Here is a 17,014-nt window from a genome sequence, read left to right as displayed (position 1 = left end):
TTAAGCAAAGAATGCGGTTACAAATTCCGGAACCACGATAAGGAAGATCATCGCCCCGCCATAGCCGAGGATTTCTTTGTTGACATCCTGGTCGCCGTTCGTCCACTTGTTGTACACCCTCAAGCCTCCGATAAATCCTACGAGTCCACCGACTGCCTTTAATATCAGCTTGATGGGATCCCAATAGTCCTTAATGTCGGAAGCGGCGTTGGAGATGGCGGTCGCTCCGCCCTGCGCAAGCATCGGGGTCATCGCCAGCATCACCAATGCAAGGGTTAGAACTTTCTTTTTTGACACGTTTTTTCTGATAAAATTTTTCATCATTTTTAAAATTTAGGTTAGTTATATGGGTATATTGGTTACATTGTCGAATGGTAAACCTTTTGTCCCTCAATATTGTCCACCAGTTTCACATTGGTTTCCGAGAGGCTCACAAATTCTTTCCATTGGTCTTTCTTGTTCTGTGCATCATTTTTTTTCTTGGAAACTATTGGTTCAATAATTTCTGGCTTTTTTATGGTTTCGGTTTCCTGTGGAGGAGTTTCATGGTGTTTGGTTTCGGGCTGTTTTGGACTCGTCTCATCCAAATCCTCTTCCGCCTCAAACCGTTTCCTCAATTCTTCCAGACTGGGATTGTCTTCAAAATTGTTCTGTCTCGGAATCGGAATGGGTTCGCTTTTTAGGAACGATTTCGGGGTTTTGAGATTTTCCACATCCTCAATGCCGATCAAGGTGGGTTCCTCATTCTCCGCCTGTGCAAAGTCGCCGAGTGAGTATTCTTCTGCAACATTGGTCAGAATGGTTTTCTCTTTTTTTAGGAAAAGGTCGTACACGATATTTCCGACATAGTACAGAAAGTAGGCTCCTAAAAGGATGAGTGAGTATTTTAACATGATGGTTGTATTTGAGGTTTGTGGTTTTTTGGATTCTTTTTTCTTGTCCCTTTTGTCTTCCCTTAAAGCGCAACTTTTTTGACCTCGCTGATCTTCTGTATAATTTCGTCGAACGGCTTCTTTACGGCGTATTTTTGCTCGTAGGTGAGTTTTCGGGTGTCGATGGTTTGGAGGCAGTTTCTTTTGAACACCGGATTTTCTAGCAGAGTTCCGTATTTTGCCAACTCTATATCCATTTCCTTTTGGTTGAGATATTTGTAGCCTTTGTCGTATTTGGAGCGGATGAAGATTCTTTCCGCCTCGCTTTCCAATAAACCAAGAAGATTTTTGAATACCAGCGTCGATTTTACGGAAACATCGGAATACTCGAAGGGAATGATGATAAAGTCGCTGTACACCAAGACATCGCTGTATCTCTGGTCAAGCGTTCCCGCCAAATCGAACAGGAACAGGTCTTTGCTTTCTTTCAGGTCGACAACCTGTTCCAAGTCCTCGAAAGGCGGTTCATCGTCATCTTCGCCGATAACTTCTACGTCATACAGTTTGGGCAGTTCCGAGTCCGCATCCTCCCTCCATTTGTTGAAAAAGGATTTTTGGTAGTCGAAATCATACACCTTGATCTTCCTTGTGGTAATTCCGGAAAGATAGTTGGCGAAAGCGATGGCGAGGGTGGTTTTCCCTGTTCCGCCTTTTTGCGTGGCAAATGTGATGATCATTCTTATGTTCTTTTTTTGTTTTTGCGTCTTTTTCTTAACTCTTCTTCGGCAGGGTCTTTCCCTGTTCCTCCCGATGGTTTGGTGAATTGGAAAATCAGGTCGTCTATGCTTCTGTCCAGTTCCTTGGCAAGGTTTTCATCTCTATTTTCCGATGCCAATTCCTGGCTTGGATTGAGGAATCTTTGATAGGCTTTCTCGCCAATTACATTTTCCAATGATCCCACATAGTGCAGTTTGGAGTGGACGGCATAATATTTTCCTTCTTCCGATTTTATGAGGTGGACATCCTTGTTATTCTGTGTTTCGACATAATCCTTTACATCGTTTTTTATCGAGTTGAAAACCTCTTTGTTTTTTATTTTCTTGGATTCGAAAAGCATAAATTCCTTTACTGCATTTTCGGGATTTTGGTGTTTCAGGTGCTCCATTAAAATTTGTTTTGAAACATTGTCCGCCAGATTGTAGTCCTTTAGGCTTTCAAACAGTTTCTTGTCTATTTTGTCATCGGTCATCTCAAACAGTTCGTTCATCTTCATGATCTCGCTTCCCTTGAACACCCTTTCCGACTTATGGTCGATGATGCTGTATCCGAATGATTTCTGTCCGTCTTTGTGGTGGAAAACCACATCCAGTCCGAAGATGTCCCGCAACTTTTTCTGGAGTTCGCTCTCAAATTCAATCTTGGATTTGCAGTGCTCCTTTTGTCTTTCCTCCGGTAGCAGTGATTCCTGCGCCCTTCTGTCCTCTACCTTGAAGACTTTGTTGGAACAGAGGTCTTTATATTTGCTCAATATCGCTTTCAGCTGCCTTTTTCGACCGTTATCCGAAGTGGAGGTAAAACTGATTTGGTTACCATAGATGGTTTTAAGTTTTACCCCGTTCTTCAGAATGGAAAAGTCATTTTCATCATTTGTGTCTTTAGTTAGTTTGAACCCGCCTCTTTCAAACAGGAGTTCCAGTTGGCTGAGTGAGCCGATTTGGTAGTTCAGCAGTTTTTCTAATTTTTTCTCAGAGCTTAATCCGTAGCGTTTTTCCAGTAGGTCGGCTAGTGCTTTTTGGGCTTTCAGCCGCTCATAACTGTCGTTGATTTTCTTTCCAGTCTGCTTGTCAACCCTTGTGGAAACGATATGGACGTGGTTGTTCTCGGTGTCGTTGTGGTAAACCACGATGAAAGGCTGTTTTCCGTAGCCCATTTCCTGCATGAAGTCTTTGGCGATCTCGGTGAGTTCCTCTTTGCCATGATTCTGATATTTTGCAGAAATCACGGCGTGGAACTGGGGTTTCTTTACCTTTTCATTTTTTGAGATGGATTTGAAGTAGTCCCGAACCTGCTCCGGACTGCTTTCCCCATTGATGAACGAGGGAAAGTTTTTCATCAGCATCAGTTCTCCCGTTCCTTTCTCCACCTTTTTGTCGTTGTACTGCACGCCGTGAAAATCTGAGCCTGAAGCAGATATAATCTTGACAATCATTTTGCGAACATTTCATAAATCTTTTTGAAGATTTGGTTTTGATGTTTCTTCAATTTGGTGATTTCTGAAAGCTTTGCGGTGAAGTTTTTCAGTTCTGATTCCGACATGAACTTTTGTCCGTTTACAATTTTCGCTACCTGATTGATGTTGGTCTCTATCTTGATGAAGACGTTGTCTTGTTTTTCAATGAACGCCAGTATCTGTCTCCTTTCGTTGTCTAAAATTCTGTTCTCAACGGATGCCGTCAGTAAGTCGGTCAACGTGAGGTTTTTCTCTTTGCATATTTTCTTCCAGTCTTGTTTTTTGGTTTTGGATATTCTGAATTTTATGTAGTCTTCTTTTTCCATTAAGGACTTTGTTGATTCATCAATTATGGCAGATAAGGCTTGATCCAGTTGGAGTATCCCTGAACTTCTCCGTAGGTGTAGTAGGATGTGGACATCGCGTTTAGGGAGGTTTGTGGGATTTGGATGCTGTAATTCTCTAACAGGGCTGGAAAAAATTGCGTTGAGTTTTCCGTATGCAGTAAAACGATCTGGTTGGGAATGTATCCGATGTCGCTGTAGATGCTCGCAATGCTGATGAAGGCGTTTCCCGTAATCGGCGCGGAATCTGAAGACCTATACATCTGAAACCAAACATTGACGATTCCATGGACTTTTCTGAACAAAACCGCTCCCTTTAATCCTCCGAAATTTTTGGTTCCGATGGTATAGTATTTTGAGGAGGTAAAATAGGCGTGGCTATTTCCCGAATAGTTTACAGGGGCAGACCAAGTTGAAGTTGCCGTAAGTGCGGCAGTGCTGTTCGGATCGAAGGTGAGCACGATTCTATATTCGACAGGCTGATTCTCCTTTGCGAAATTCTGCCATATGTTGCCGTCAAAATAATACATTCCAACTTCTGAAATATTGATGACCTGCCCCGAAAGATTGGAAGCCGGATCGGTGGCAAATACAACCGCACCTTTTTTTGCCTGTGTGTAAAACTTGTTCGCCAACTGGTCGCCCGTTGTCCTTGGAGGGATTATCCCGTCATAATGTGAGGTGTCGTTTGGTTTTCCTACTACATCAAAAGTAGTTTCGGGTGTCTGTGTGTTTATTCCGACCTGCGCATTGAGTTTAATTGCAAAAAGCGTCAGCAGAAGATAAAGGGTTGTTTTCATTTTTTTGATTAAAATTTCTGTTGCAAAATTGGGACATCAAATCCGTGAAAACAATAGTGTTCATCGGGCGTGGGCTAAATAAGAACAATTTAGACGAGTTTAGATTCTCCGAAGATTAAAAAAGAATAATTTAGACGAGTTTAGATTCTTGAACCCGATTTGGTGAATTAAAAAACAAGTTCCGCCGTTTTTTCCCCTTTTGCAAAAAGGCAAGACCGTCTTTGTCCCAAAACTTGAAAGGTTTGTGGGTACAAAGACACATCTTGCAACAAAATTGTACTGATTTTTTCAGAGGTCTGAAAAGTTATCTCGAATGCTTATATTAGGGTTGTTTTGCGGATTTTAAAGATAAAATGCTTTGGAAGGAAAAAAATACGAAAAACAGGGAGAATTGAGGTGCTACTTTTTTACCCACGTTTGAAAGTAGGGTATGGTTGATTTACGCAGGTTGAATTATAACTTGTGGCTAAATTACCCACCTAGTTGAAAAAAATGAGTCTATTTGGTGCAGGTTGGGAAATAAGGTATGCCTTTTTTTACCATTGAAATTTTGTTATGTTGCTTATCGTTTAGGAAAATGAGGGTGGGTCTATTTTACCCAGGTTGATTTTGAACGTGTGGTTATTTTTCTCAAGTAGTTTATTCGGGAGTGTACTTTTTACCAGAAGGTTCGGAAGATTTATGAGGGCTGAAAAATTTTGCAGATGATTATTTTTTTGATTTTTAGTGTAGCAAATTAGTTTTCTCGTCTTAACGAATTATTTTTGTGTTAAGAAAAATAAAACTGCTGTATAATTCTTAAAAATTGTTAACTTTAGAAAATAAACAAAAACCAAAACAATATGAAAAATATATCTATTGGTGTATTCTGTTTGCTAGGAGTCGTTACTGCTACAGCGCAGCAAACCAAAACCTTGTGGCAAAAAGACATCCAATCCTCCACGCAGGACTTTCTTACAACAGTGACTTCCACGATCGATAGACAGATTCTTTTGTCGGGAAGTTCCATCAATCAAAAACGCCAGCAGCTCTCAATTGGAAACCAACAGCAAAACAGGGGATATGATTACCATATTGTAAAACTCGACCAGCAAGGCAATCAGGTTTGGGAAAAATATTTCGGGGGAACGAGACATGATTATTTAATGTCATCCATTTCAACCCAAGAAGGTGGATTTGCCATTTTAGGAACTTCGTTCTCGAGCCAATCTGGAGATAAAAAAGAGAACAATCTTGGCGGAAGTGATGTCTGGTTGATTCGCATTTCAGAAAATGGCGAGGAACTTTGGCAGAAAACAATAGGAACTAAGAGTAATGATGAAGCTTCTGCAATTGTCCAATCTAGTGATTTAGGTTTTTTTGTTGCGGGAAATATCAACGATAACAAAAAACTTTTCGGTTCTAAAGATGTATTTGTATCAAAATTAGATGAAGATGGAAAATTAAAGCAAACCACTATACTTGGCGGAAATGCTTTGGATGAAGTCATCGATATGATCCCAACTCCGGATGGAGGTGCAGTTTTGCTTGTTTATTCCACTTCCGGAAAAACGGACAACATGGGTAATGCTGATAATAGCACTACCCAAAACGAAAATATGATACCCGAAATAACTTCAGCCGTAAAAACATTCATCGGTAAATCCGAAGACAATTTTGGGAGTGGCGATTACTGGATCATAAAATTGGACAAGAACATCAATGTCGAGTGGCAGAAAACCTATGGTGGAAGTGGTGACGACAGACCGAAAACGGTTGCCAAGACGCTGAATGGATACATCGTGGTAGGTGAAAGCCGAAGTCAATCATCAGGCACTAAGAAAGAGAATGTGAAGGAGGGAACGGATATATGGGCAATAAATTTTGATAAATCGGGAAATGAGATCTGGCAGAAAAGCTACAATTTCGGAAATCGTGATGTGGCGATGAGTCTGGACGTGATAAGGAAAACCAACAAGGATAATTTTAGTGAAGACAGAGGTTTTCTGCTTGGTGGTTACACTCAAGCGGAAGAAAAAGTAAAATCCGATGATGAGAAGTTCTGGATGCTTTATATCGATGTTAATGGCAAGGAGGAATGGAGAAAATATGTTGAAGGAAAATCCAAAAAACAACAAGAGCGTTTGGTTTCCGCAAAACTGCAAAGTGACGGAACTTTTCTACTTGCAGGAACTAGTGCGCAACAACTAGGCGAAGAAAATTGGAAAATTTTAAAACTCGGAGATAAGAAACTGGATGATTTGGTAGAAAAAAAAGACATTCGAATATATCCTAATCCTGTTGAAGATTATGCTTACGTTGAAATTGACTTTGAATTGCAAAAAGGAGAAGAAGCTGAAATCAGATTACATGATATGAGTGGGAAGCAGGTGCAATCCATCAAAACCAAAAACGCTGTAACAAAAATTAATACTTCTTCTTTACCTCAAGGAGTTTATATTGTGACTGCAAATACTTCAAATAAATCCGTGAACACCAAAATTGTGAAAAAGTAAAAACACTATGAGAAAAATAATTACTTCAAGCTTCTTACTATTGACTATTGCAATGAATGCACAAGCTGGGTCAAATCCAAATCCGGTCAATTATAGTATCGATTTGTATCCTAAGACGCCGGAAGCCGTGGCTCTATCTAAATTTGTAGATATTCCTGCGGGAAATTATACCGGAGTTGCGGATTTTTCCATTCCATTATATACTATTGAATTCGAAGGAGAAAAAATCCCAATTGAATTACGATATACCACAACTGGTGTAACAGTAGGTCAGCTTGCAACAAGGGTAGGCTTAGGCTGGGTTTTGAATACTGGTCCTTCACTTTCACAGCAAGTAATAGGGACTCAAGATAGGATATTTCCAAGACCTATCATTCCTACAACAGGATTTTACCCTAATAATAGCGGCGGTAATGGCAATGATCCATCTGTTTTAATTGCCTTGGCTGCATTAGGGTTGGACGGCAATGGTCCCAGAGATATCCAACCGGATATATACACTTATACTCTTCTGAATGGCTCTGGAAAATTTATTTTAAACCCTAGCGGTAATTTTGGAATTCCAATGCCATATAACCAAACCAAGATTACAGCCCAATATGGTTATCCAAATACTATTATAGATGAAAAAGGATTCCAGTATACTTTTTTTAATCAGACCCCTTCAACGAAAACTAAAAATACTTGTGTAGAAGTAAACCCAGAGTTTGATTTTGATGATCCGGATTTTAAGATTTCAAAAATTAAGTCTCCAAAGAATCAGGAAATTAAGTATATATATGCAGGTTATCCAAATACAGTAAATTCAAAGTTTATCCCATCAATTACAACTCAGGAAAGAGTAAGCATTTCGGGATATTTTCCTCCCGGTCAACCAGTTATGCCCTTGCCTCAAAAATGTATAAACAAAACAGATTTACGAGATAATCCATTATCAGAAATCCAGTTCAAAGGGGGGGAAATATTATTTACCTATAATAATAGAACCACAAATCCCAGGTTGGATCTTGATGGGGAGGTATATCTTACAGGTGTTGTAGTAAAAAATGAAAAAGATGAAACTATTAAGGATTTTACATTAAGTTATGATTATTTTACCTCTTTGTCTTCAACCCTTCCTTCAGAAGTGACCGGATTATATACAAGTGCATATAATAAAGGCTTAGACAAGAGATTAAAGTTAGTAAGTGTTAAAGATAACTTAACTAACGGAACATTCAGTCTTGAATATTATGAATCTTATAACGGAAAAAAATTGCCTATAAGAATTTCTAATGATCAGGATTTTTGGGGAGTATATAATGGGAAAGAAAATGGCAAAAGAGCAATATCAGTTTCAAAATATGATTATGTAACGCTCCAATCTGAATATTACGGAGCCAACAAAGAACCTGATATCAACTACGGTAAGTTAGGAAATCTGAAAAAGATAACCTATCCTACAGGTGGCTATTCTGAAATACAATACGAAGCAGATGAATATGACATTAGTGACAATCCTGTAATCATCTACAATTATGAAGACGATTATCAAATCGTCAATGCTAACGATAATACGTATCCAACCACAAAGATTCCGTTTACTATTTCCGATAATACAACTACTAAAATTTTAAGTTTTGTTGGTAATCCTAATGCTGGATCAACAACAACTATTGGCAGATGTACATGGAACATTAGAAAAGTAGGGGAAACAACTGTTTCATCAGGTCAATTGTCTGGTTCGTTTACAAGAAGTGACCCTCCGGGAAATTACGAATTGTGGATTACACGAGATGATAATTATCCTTCTGTAAAATGTTCTGCATATTATGATATTGTAAATACCATAAAAACACCTATTGATACACTTTACACACAAACAGCAGGGACAATACGAGTAAGCAAAATTGAATCAGTTGATAATAATAATGGTAAAATTGTCAGAGAGTATGGTTATAAAATACCCAACCCTAATTACACTCTGCCTTATACTAAGACCAGTGGTGTCAATCAAGGTGAAGAAATGTTTCTTTCAAGATCTACTCAAAAATATCCTTTAAGTGATCAGGGCCACTATGCAATGGAGGTTATTGTTTCCAACAATCCCGGTTGGCAGACAACTACTGTTCGTGGGAAGCCTGTAGGGTACGATTATGTACAGGAACATTATATTGATTATGCAACACCTGCGAATTCATACCGTAAAGAATATAAATTTAAAAATGAGAGAATCATCCAATATCATGATCCCGGTACACCACTCAATATGAACTGGCCGGTTGGTGGTTTAGATCGGGGATTGTTAGAAGAAGAATTGTTATTTGATTCCACGAATCATTTAGTAAAAAAGACAGTCAACGAGTATTTGTATGATGCACATTTCAACACTAAATATTCCCCGGATATTCCATACAATGGGGCAATGGGTTATGGTTTAGGAATTGTCCCTATATCAAAATTTGGAAGTGGGACAACAAGCTATACGTTCGAATATACTACTTTCCCATTGACAAATTCTTGGATTCCAGAAAAGAAAACTACTGTTACAGAGTATGCTAACAATGGAGCGGATGCTCTCGAAACTGTAAAAACTTTCCAGTATTCCATACCTGATTACAAGCATACCTATCGTACAGAAAGTACCACCACAGGAAGTATAGGAGAAACCTTAAAAACGATTTACAAATATGCTCAAGATATTGCAAGCAGTGATCCGCAATATACGATGATGCAGGGACTGGTTTCTAAAAATCGACTTTCTGATGCTGTTATTACCAAAAACTATACGGATAATCTTCCTACATCAGAGATTAAAATAGTATACGATCAGTTTAATACCGGAAACGATGCGATGATATTGCCAAAATACATCTATCTTAAAAAAGGTGAAAACGCTATGGAAGAAGATAGAAAAATTACCTATAATTCTTATGACATAAAAGGAAATTTAACACAATATACTTTAGAATCCGGTACTCCTGTTTCCGTAATCTGGGGATATAATAAGACTGCACCTGTAGCTAAAATAGAAGGAGCTTCCTTCTATGATATTAAAGCAAATTCTTTAGTAACAGCCGTTGTTAATGCTGCCGAAAATGATAATGTTGCAGTTCAGGGAGTGACTCCCGAACAAACCGAGCAAGCATTGATTAATGCTTTAGACAACTTAAGGAGGGGAACTGATTTTGCCAATTATCAAATCACCACTTATTCGTATGATCCTTTAGTTGGAGTGAGAAGTGTTACCCCACCATCCGGAATTAGAGAGTATTATATATATGATGATTCCAAAAGACTGCAATCGGTATACATAAAAGAGAAAAATTCATCAGGAAATGATGTGATAAAAATCCTTAAAGAATACAAATACAACTACAAGCCATAAAACCATAAACATGAAAAAGATATATATCCTAATCAGCACAGGTTTTTTGTTTGTATCTGGTTTTTCTCAAAATATAACAATACCACCACCCAATATATCAGACACAGAAAACTATATCTATACCCGAGAATATCTTGCGGAAACTTCTGTAAGCAGCAATTCTGTTCCACAAGTACAATCTGTGACTTATTTTGACGGTTTGGGTAGAGAGAAGCAAAAGATCAATATCAAAGCCTCACCCTTAGGAAAAGATGTTGTGACCAAAGTGGAATATGATGCACTTGGAAGGCAGTTGTTGGATTTTCTACCTATGCCTCAGCAAAATACAACAAACGGCGGTATATATTCTTCCGCTACCACGCCATATACAGAATTTGTAGGAAATCCTTTGTATGGGGGGACAGCACCATTTTACTCTAAAAATGAAATCGAATTCTCTCCACTTAATCGTCCGCTATCTAGTATGGCACCAGGCGATTGGAATGTAAACAATAAAAAGGTAACAACTGATTATAAATTTAATATTGCCGGAGAAGTCAAAAAGTACAGTGCAGTTACCGCTTGGTCAAATGGTGCTACTAGTTGTGCTTTGAGTGTTTCCGGTTCTTATGCAGCTAACCAATTGTATAAAACCATAACAACGGATGAAGACAACAATGTCAGTGTTGAATTTAAGGACAGACTGGGACAAATCGTTTTAGTACGGAAAGTAGTAAGTGCTACGGAAAATGCTGATACCTATTATGTATACAATGAATATCACGACCTAGCTTATGTTTTGTCTCCATTATTTTCGGATAAAAATAAAAATGCAACTAATGTTTTACTTACTACAAGCACAGATATCAATGAGCTTTGTTATCAGTATAGGTATGATGAAAAAAGTCGTCTTGCGGAAAAGAAGCTTCCTGGAAAAGGCTGGGAATATTTTGTGTATGATAATCAGGACAGATTGGTCATGACGCAGGATGCCAATCTTGGAGCTGATAAGCAGTGGCTTTTCACAAAATACGATCAATTTGGAAGAGTAGCTTATACTGGTATCTACACTAGTTCACAAGATTATGGAAGTACAGGAAGAAATTTTGAGCAAGGACAGGTAAATGGTAAGAGTAGCAACAATGTTGCAAGAACAACCTCTGGTTTTGCACAACCGGGAGTTTTGGTATATTACGATAATGATACTGCAAAAAATTATCCCAATACCATCACAAAACTATTGTCAGTTAATTATTTTGACACCTATCCTACAGGAACTCCAACTATCCCGACAAGCATTCTTTCACAAGATGTTCTTCCACAAACAGGAAACCTCACCCCAAAAGGCCTTCCTACTGCTTCTTATATCAACAATGTTGAAAATAATGGATGGACAAAGAATTACGTCTGGTATGATACGAAAGGAAGAATCATTGGCCTTCACACTATCAATCATTTGGGAGGTTATACAAAAACCCAAAATCTGCTTGATTTTGCAGGGGTTCCAAAGAAAACAAATACCTATCACAAAAGAAGAAATGCAGATACGGAGCTAGTAATACAAGAAGAGTTCGAATATGACAACCAAAACCGTCTCCTGACTCATACTCACGAGGTTGTTGGAAAAACTTCCAAGGAACTTCTGGTAGAGAATCATTACAATGAAATTGGACAGCTGGACTGGAAAAAAGTAGGCGGTGTTTCCGGCAGTTATCTACAAAAAGTTGACCTCTCCTACAACATCCGGGGCTGGATGACGGGCATCAACAGCGGAGATATTATATATAGTCAAGCTGATGAATTCTACAGTCTCACAGGTGGAAAGTTGTTTGGCTATAATATCCGCTATAATAATCCGGAAAATCCTTTATTAGGAGCAGCAAGATATAACGGCAACATTGCTGAAGTGGACTGGATCTCAAGGGATGTTTCTCTGAAACGCTATGGCTATCAATATGACGGTCTCAACAGGTTGCTGAAAGGCAATTATCAGGATCCCGGAACCACATTGCCGGAAACCCATGCCAATGATGAAGCGTTGACCTATGACCTCAACGGAAATATCAAAACGTTGGTCAGGGTCTCCCCACAAGGAAAGCGCTATACCCCAACCGTCATTGATGATTTGGGCTACCAGTATACAGGAAACAGGGTGACCAATATCACAGATGCTTCCGGCAACAGCAGTGGCTACGAGGGAGGGGGACAACTGATGGGCTACGATGCCAACGGAAATACCACAGCAATGCCAGACAAGAATATCTCTGCAATCGCCTATAACTTTTTGAATCTTCCGAAACAGATTAATCAGAACGCGAATGTTACGAATTACTATTACAGGGCAGACGGTATGAAAATCAAGAAGAAATTTGTCTTGACCAACTCATTGGGGACAGAGATTATCAATACTGAGTATCTGGACGGTTTTCAATATTCTACCCCGAATACGGATCCAATAAGAAAAGCACTTGAAGAGTCGGATGATGCTACCATGGCGGCTTCTAAAGCAGGAGAAGAGGAAGCGTTTGCGCCTGATCTAGAAAGACAAGTTGTGGCAGTTGTAGACCCTGGAACACCGGAGGTAGACAATATGATTCTTTCTTTTTTCCCAACAGCAGAAGGTTATTATGATTTCGAGAATTTGCGTTATATTTATCAATACAAAGACCACCTAGGAAATGTGAGAGTAAGCTATGTTAAAAATGGCAACGATCTGGAGATAAGGGACAGGAATGATTATTATCCTTTCGGGATGAGTTTCCTGAAACCTTTTGGGCAGGTTTCTGTATATGATCCGATGGCAATTCCATATAATTACAAGTATAACGGAAAAGAACTCCAAGAAACGGGAATGTATGACCATGGGGCAAGATTCTATATGCCCGATTTGGGACGGTTTGGAACAATAGACCCAAGAGGTGAATACACTAAAGAATCTTATAGTTATGTATGGAATAATCCTATTAAATTCTTAGATCCGACTGGCATGGAGGGCGAATCTTCCGACAGCGGTGGTGGCGGAGAAACTGGAGAAGGCGGTGGCGGAATGGGCGAAGCTGGTGGCGGAGATAGCTTTGCACAGGGAGGTACAGGGAAAGGATCAGGCGTGGATTCAGGCAAAGGAAGCCAAGTCACAACCGGGTGTTGCCCAGGTGAAATTGCCCCCAATAAACCTGGAGGAGAGAATAATCCACACGTAATAGAAGAAGTTAAACTTATTGCTATGGGCAGGCCTGTGGTATCATCAACAGTTGCGACTGTTACTGTGTTTGCTCTAACACTTAATGACGCCTTAAAATCTGTAGTTATTCCACAAATTAGTACAACAGCCTTAACAACGGTTCTTACAAGATCATTATGGGCACTCCCTTTAATACTAAATGGGGATATGCAAAAAAGCGATGATTCTTTTGTAGCTCCACCACTAGCTAAAACTCAAGAAGATGATGACGGTGATACAAATGGTGTTGCTGTTCCTGGTAGTGGCACAGTAACGCCTATTGATGGAAGTGCTACAACCCCAGCACAAGTGCTAGAAGCAAAGAAAACCTATGGAGACGAAGCAGAACATACTAAAGGAGCAAGACCTAGCACAAAAACTAAACACGAAAAAGGGCAATCAAGAAAAGGCCGTGACAAAGGAGGAGAAAAAGGAGATGCTAGAAGAACAAGATATAAATAATATAAAAATATGAAACTAGTAAATATAAAAATCAGTAGATACCCAAATCCTGTCAGTGGTATCAAGTTATATGAAAATAACAATATTATAATAATTTTATATAATCCTGTAGATTATGTTTTAGATGGGATTAATATTATCAATAAAAAATATATAAAAGTCATTGAGGAAGAAAAAGAAGATGTTTTGAAACTTGATATTCTGAACTATAAAGTTAGTTCAGGCAACTATTTTTTAGAATATGATAATTTTACCGAGATACATGATATAATAAAATACTTTTATGTACAAAAATCTAAATTAATAGAAATTGGTTTGGAGAGTTCTTCTTATTCTTTAATAGGAAACATTTTAAAATTAAATGAAAAATCCTTTATATTAAATCTGTTAAGTACAAAAGCAAAATTTATTAAAGAAGAAAGGATTGATTACGATAAAATTAGAATACTTTCTTTCAATAATGATTATTTAAATGCGTTTGAATATTATCTAGAAAATATTAAATAATTATAAATAAAATGGTTTACTGTTGTTCTGTTTTCGAAAAAATCAAGAAGATTAAATTCTTAATTATACGCTTTTATCCGTTTTATGAATCCGGATTTTAGAGGTGGAGAATCTGCAGGTGGTGACAGTGGCGGAGTAGGTGGAGAGTCTGGCTCAGGAAGTAGTGGTGGTGATGGAATAGAAAGGGATGCTAATGGAAATGAATTGGCGGATATTGGGTTGGCGGGTATAAAAATAGCTGCTGGAACTGCTGCTATTAATGTTACTCATTTTGGAGATAGCTCGGATAGTGGCAGCAACAATACTAAAAACTCAGAAACAAACTTTTCTAATATACATCAAGCAGGAATTGCTGCTCTTGACAATCTCAATGATTGTTGCCCAGATAAATCACTTCCTACAATTTCTCAATGGGATGGAGATAAAGGTTTTTTGGAAATTGGGCTGATTCTAATAGTTTTGTATTGAAATTAGGCTATAATGTAGCCAACAATTACTATTTAGCTTTACAATCCATCGACACATTTAATGCATTAGGCGGTAAAGGTATTTCAGGAGTAACCGGATCTCAAGTGTATTCTAATTTGGATGGCACAAGACAATATAATGCAGGTGATAGGTCGGTAGCATTTGCAACAACTTTTAATCCAGTGAAAGCAAACCTGCTACCTGCTAATAGTCTTAAAATATCAAAGTCATTACCTTTGAGTGCATCTCAGTTCTCAAAGCTGTTCAAAGGAACATCTGTTGCAAGAGCATCTGCGGCAACAAGAGGATCGATGAACAAGGAAGTACATTTACAGCAATAAATGCCCAATTAAATTACCAGTATACACCTGTTGTGAAACCTATTTTCCAAATCAAATAATATAAAATAGAAATGAAGGCGTTGAAATATTATCGATTTATTCCTATTTTGTTAGGGATGATAGCATTTTGTTATTTTTATTTATACAGATATGTTTATTTAAACAGTAAATATTTTGAGCAAAATAAAATAAATTCAAAAATTATTAAAGTATATAACTATGAAAATAAGTCATTGCAATTTTATTATACTGATGATTATTGTATAACTAACACAGATACGAAAGGAGATACTTTAAAGATAGGTGATTCTATATCCAAAGAAGCAAATACGGAATCTTTTAAAATTTACAGGAAAAACCAATTAGGCAAATATGAATTTTATAAAAACTATCTGATGGAAGAGTAGCGAATAAAAATCCCCAGAGCAACAGTATTTGCCTGATGCATCTGGCGCTCCAGTATGCTGCTCCCCAAAAACCGTACAATTTTTTTGGAGTATTTAAGATATAATTATTAATCTTAAATTGGCAAAATTATGTCAAGAACAAATGACCTTGGGGCAATAGTAGCGGTTACGAAGGAGGCGGGCAAACGATGACCTACGATGCCAACGGAAATATGACGGCAATGCCGGACAAGAAGATCTCTGCCATTGCATACAACTTTTTGAATCTTCCGAAACAGATCTCCCAGAATGCCAATGTGACCAATTACTTTTACAGGGCAGACGGCGTAAAAATTAAAAAGAAATTCGTCCTCAGCAACGCCTCGGGTACGACCACCATCAATACCGAATATCTGGACGGCTTCCAGTATTCTACCCCGAATACCGAACCCATCCGTATGGCGTTGGAAGAGCCGGATGATGAAACAATGTCCGCATCCAAGGCAGGCGAGGAAGAAGCCTTCTCTTGGGATGAGGATAGGGAAATCGCCCTTGTCGATACAGGAAACCCGCCTGTGGAAGACAATATGATACTTTCCTTTTTCCCCACCGCGGAAGGCTATTACGATTTTGAGAATTTTCGTTACATTTACCAGTACAAAGACCACTTAGGCAACGTGAGAGTAAGTTATGTAAAGAACAGCGCAGGCGCTCTTGAAATAAGGGACAGAAACGATTATTATCCTTTCGGGATGAGCTTTTTAAAACCTGTTGGTCAGTCTTCTGTGTATGATCCGATGGCGATCCCGTATAATTACAAGTACAACGGAAAGGAGCTACAAGAAACAGGAATGTATGATTATGGCGCAAGGATGTATATGCCGGACTTGGGAAGATGGGGTGTTGTTGATCCACTGGCGGAGAAATCAAGAAGATGGTCTACTTACACGTACGCTTACAACAATCCAATAAGATTTATTGATCCGGATGGCATGTTTGCTATTGATTGTCCTGATTGTCCTAAGCCAGGTTATGAAGGTGAAACAATGGTTGGTTCTGATGGAAAAACCTATGGTGCTGCTAGTATTAGTGAGGGCTCTTCTCAATTGGAATGGTTAAGACAGACTGATATTGAGGAAGTTTCAATTTTAGGAAAGGCAAATGGAGGATATGCAAATATGAACTTAACTTATAATAATGAAAATACTGCAGGTTATAAATTCTTAAGTACAGGATATAATAAAAATGGAGAGTATGCAGGATTTGAAAGTAATGCCACGTTAATTAATGCGTCATATACAAATAATACAGGAACAGGAGCGCTTCCTTTAGCTTTTGACTTAGGTGGTGAAGCTTCTGTCTTATCTTCAAACTTATCGGCTAGGTTAGGAACAGAAAACAATAATATTTCCGGAAATGCAAATGGTAGTATTGTAATCTTCCCCAAAAATAGGAATATTTAAAAATATAGTTTTTAATTTGGAAGACTATGAAAAACAGTAAATTTTCAGAAGTTCAGATTATTAAGATATTATCTGAACAA

At 38.3% G+C, this 17,014-nt stretch carries 14 protein-coding genes; 8 read left to right on the top strand and 6 right to left on the bottom strand.

Annotated elements, in window-relative coordinates; translation table 11 throughout:
* The 6 genes from DTW91_RS05725 to DTW91_RS05700 all read right to left on the bottom strand — a co-directional run bounded on the left by DTW91_RS05725 (position 1) and on the right by DTW91_RS05700 (position 4,246).
* Positions 1 to 324, bottom strand: a complete 324-nt coding sequence (locus DTW91_RS05725) for a DUF4134 domain-containing protein (protein ID WP_024565589.1) — start codon at positions 322 to 324, stop codon at positions 1 to 3.
* A gap of 35 nt (positions 325 to 359) precedes the next feature.
* On the bottom strand, positions 360 to 893 hold the full coding sequence (locus DTW91_RS05720) for a hypothetical protein (protein ID WP_024565588.1): 534 nt from the start codon (positions 891 to 893) through the stop codon (positions 360 to 362).
* A gap of 62 nt (positions 894 to 955) precedes the next feature.
* A complete protein-coding gene (locus DTW91_RS05715; protein WP_031504716.1) occupies positions 956 to 1,609 on the bottom strand; it encodes a ParA family protein in 654 nt (217 codons plus the stop codon).
* Between the two features lie 2 nt (positions 1,610 to 1,611).
* Positions 1,612 to 3,081: a relaxase/mobilization nuclease domain-containing protein gene (locus DTW91_RS05710; RefSeq protein WP_125202436.1), complete on the bottom strand. Its 1,470-nt coding sequence runs from the start codon at positions 3,079 to 3,081 to the stop codon at positions 1,612 to 1,614.
* A complete protein-coding gene (locus DTW91_RS05705) occupies positions 3,078 to 3,428 on the bottom strand; it encodes a hypothetical protein (protein WP_125202435.1) in 351 nt (116 codons plus the stop codon). The genes DTW91_RS05710 and DTW91_RS05705 overlap by 4 nt, the downstream gene beginning before the upstream one ends.
* A 23-nt stretch (positions 3,429 to 3,451) precedes the next feature.
* Positions 3,452 to 4,246 (bottom strand): hypothetical protein, encoded by a 795-nt coding sequence (locus DTW91_RS05700; RefSeq protein ID WP_125202434.1) that lies wholly within the window; start codon positions 4,244 to 4,246, stop codon positions 3,452 to 3,454.
* Between the two features lie 842 nt (positions 4,247 to 5,088).
* Between DTW91_RS05700 and DTW91_RS05695 the strand changes: the two genes are divergently transcribed.
* The 8 genes from DTW91_RS05695 to DTW91_RS12990 all read left to right on the top strand — a co-directional run bounded on the left by DTW91_RS05695 (position 5,089) and on the right by DTW91_RS12990 (position 16,934).
* Positions 5,089 to 6,741, top strand: a complete 1,653-nt coding sequence (locus tag DTW91_RS05695; RefSeq protein WP_125202433.1) for a T9SS type A sorting domain-containing protein — start codon at positions 5,089 to 5,091, stop codon at positions 6,739 to 6,741.
* A 7-nt stretch (positions 6,742 to 6,748) separates the two neighbouring features.
* Complete coding sequence (locus DTW91_RS05690) at positions 6,749 to 10,108, top strand: hypothetical protein (protein WP_125202432.1); 3,360 nt, start codon at positions 6,749 to 6,751, stop codon at positions 10,106 to 10,108.
* Positions 10,109 to 10,118: 10 nt separating this feature from the next.
* The gene (locus DTW91_RS05685) at positions 10,119 to 13,769 is read left to right on the top strand and encodes a DUF6443 domain-containing protein (RefSeq protein WP_125202431.1); all 3,651 of its coding nucleotides are present in this window, start codon (positions 10,119 to 10,121) and stop codon (positions 13,767 to 13,769) included.
* Positions 13,770 to 13,778: 9 nt separating this feature from the next.
* Positions 13,779 to 14,276: a hypothetical protein gene (locus DTW91_RS05680; protein ID WP_125202430.1), complete on the top strand. Its 498-nt coding sequence runs from the start codon at positions 13,779 to 13,781 to the stop codon at positions 14,274 to 14,276.
* Between the two features lie 84 nt (positions 14,277 to 14,360).
* The gene (locus tag DTW91_RS05675) at positions 14,361 to 14,744 is read left to right on the top strand and encodes a hypothetical protein (protein WP_125202429.1); all 384 of its coding nucleotides are present in this window, start codon (positions 14,361 to 14,363) and stop codon (positions 14,742 to 14,744) included.
* A complete protein-coding gene (locus DTW91_RS05670) occupies positions 14,741 to 15,085 on the top strand; it encodes a hypothetical protein (RefSeq protein ID WP_125202428.1) in 345 nt (114 codons plus the stop codon). Before DTW91_RS05675 ends, DTW91_RS05670 begins: the two co-directional genes overlap by 4 nt.
* 71 nt (positions 15,086 to 15,156) lie before the next feature.
* On the top strand, positions 15,157 to 15,492 hold the full coding sequence (locus DTW91_RS05665) for a hypothetical protein (protein WP_125202427.1): 336 nt from the start codon (positions 15,157 to 15,159) through the stop codon (positions 15,490 to 15,492).
* Positions 15,493 to 15,680: 188 nt separating this feature from the next.
* Positions 15,681 to 16,934: an RHS repeat domain-containing protein gene (locus DTW91_RS12990; RefSeq protein ID WP_125202426.1), complete on the top strand. Its 1,254-nt coding sequence runs from the start codon at positions 15,681 to 15,683 to the stop codon at positions 16,932 to 16,934.
* Positions 16,935 to 17,014: the final 80 nt, after the last annotated feature.

The organism is Chryseobacterium sp. SC28, from assembly GCF_003932955.1.
Lineage (GTDB): Bacteria > Bacteroidota > Bacteroidia > Flavobacteriales > Weeksellaceae > Epilithonimonas.
The sequence above is the reverse complement of the archived record's forward strand: the minus strand, read 5'-3'. Positions and strand labels throughout refer to the sequence as shown.

Bases quoted from the DNA above. Each gene is read 5' to 3' on its own strand.
- DTW91_RS05725 (WP_024565589.1), bottom strand. From the start codon at position 324: ATGATGAAAAATTTTATCAGAAAAAACGTGTCAAAAAAGAAAGTTCTA.
- DTW91_RS05720 (WP_024565588.1), bottom strand. From the start codon at position 893: ATGTTAAAATACTCACTCATCCTTTTAGGAGCCTACTTTCTGTACTAT.
- DTW91_RS05715 (WP_031504716.1), bottom strand. From the start codon at position 1,609: ATGATCATCACATTTGCCACGCAAAAAGGCGGAACAGGGAAAACCACC.
- DTW91_RS05710 (WP_125202436.1), bottom strand. From the start codon at position 3,081: ATGATTGTCAAGATTATATCTGCTTCAGGCTCAGATTTTCACGGCGTG.
- DTW91_RS05705 (WP_125202435.1), bottom strand. From the start codon at position 3,428: ATGGAAAAAGAAGACTACATAAAATTCAGAATATCCAAAACCAAAAAA.
- DTW91_RS05700 (WP_125202434.1), bottom strand. From the start codon at position 4,246: ATGAAAACAACCCTTTATCTTCTGCTGACGCTTTTTGCAATTAAACTC.
- DTW91_RS05695 (WP_125202433.1), top strand. From the start codon at position 5,089: ATGAAAAATATATCTATTGGTGTATTCTGTTTGCTAGGAGTCGTTACT.
- DTW91_RS05690 (WP_125202432.1), top strand. From the start codon at position 6,749: ATGAGAAAAATAATTACTTCAAGCTTCTTACTATTGACTATTGCAATG.
- DTW91_RS05685 (WP_125202431.1), top strand. From the start codon at position 10,119: ATGAAAAAGATATATATCCTAATCAGCACAGGTTTTTTGTTTGTATCT.
- DTW91_RS05680 (WP_125202430.1), top strand. From the start codon at position 13,779: ATGAAACTAGTAAATATAAAAATCAGTAGATACCCAAATCCTGTCAGT.
- DTW91_RS05675 (WP_125202429.1), top strand. From the start codon at position 14,361: ATGAATCCGGATTTTAGAGGTGGAGAATCTGCAGGTGGTGACAGTGGC.
- DTW91_RS05665 (WP_125202427.1), top strand. From the start codon at position 15,157: ATGAAGGCGTTGAAATATTATCGATTTATTCCTATTTTGTTAGGGATG.
- DTW91_RS12990 (WP_125202426.1), top strand. From the start codon at position 15,681: ATGACCTACGATGCCAACGGAAATATGACGGCAATGCCGGACAAGAAG.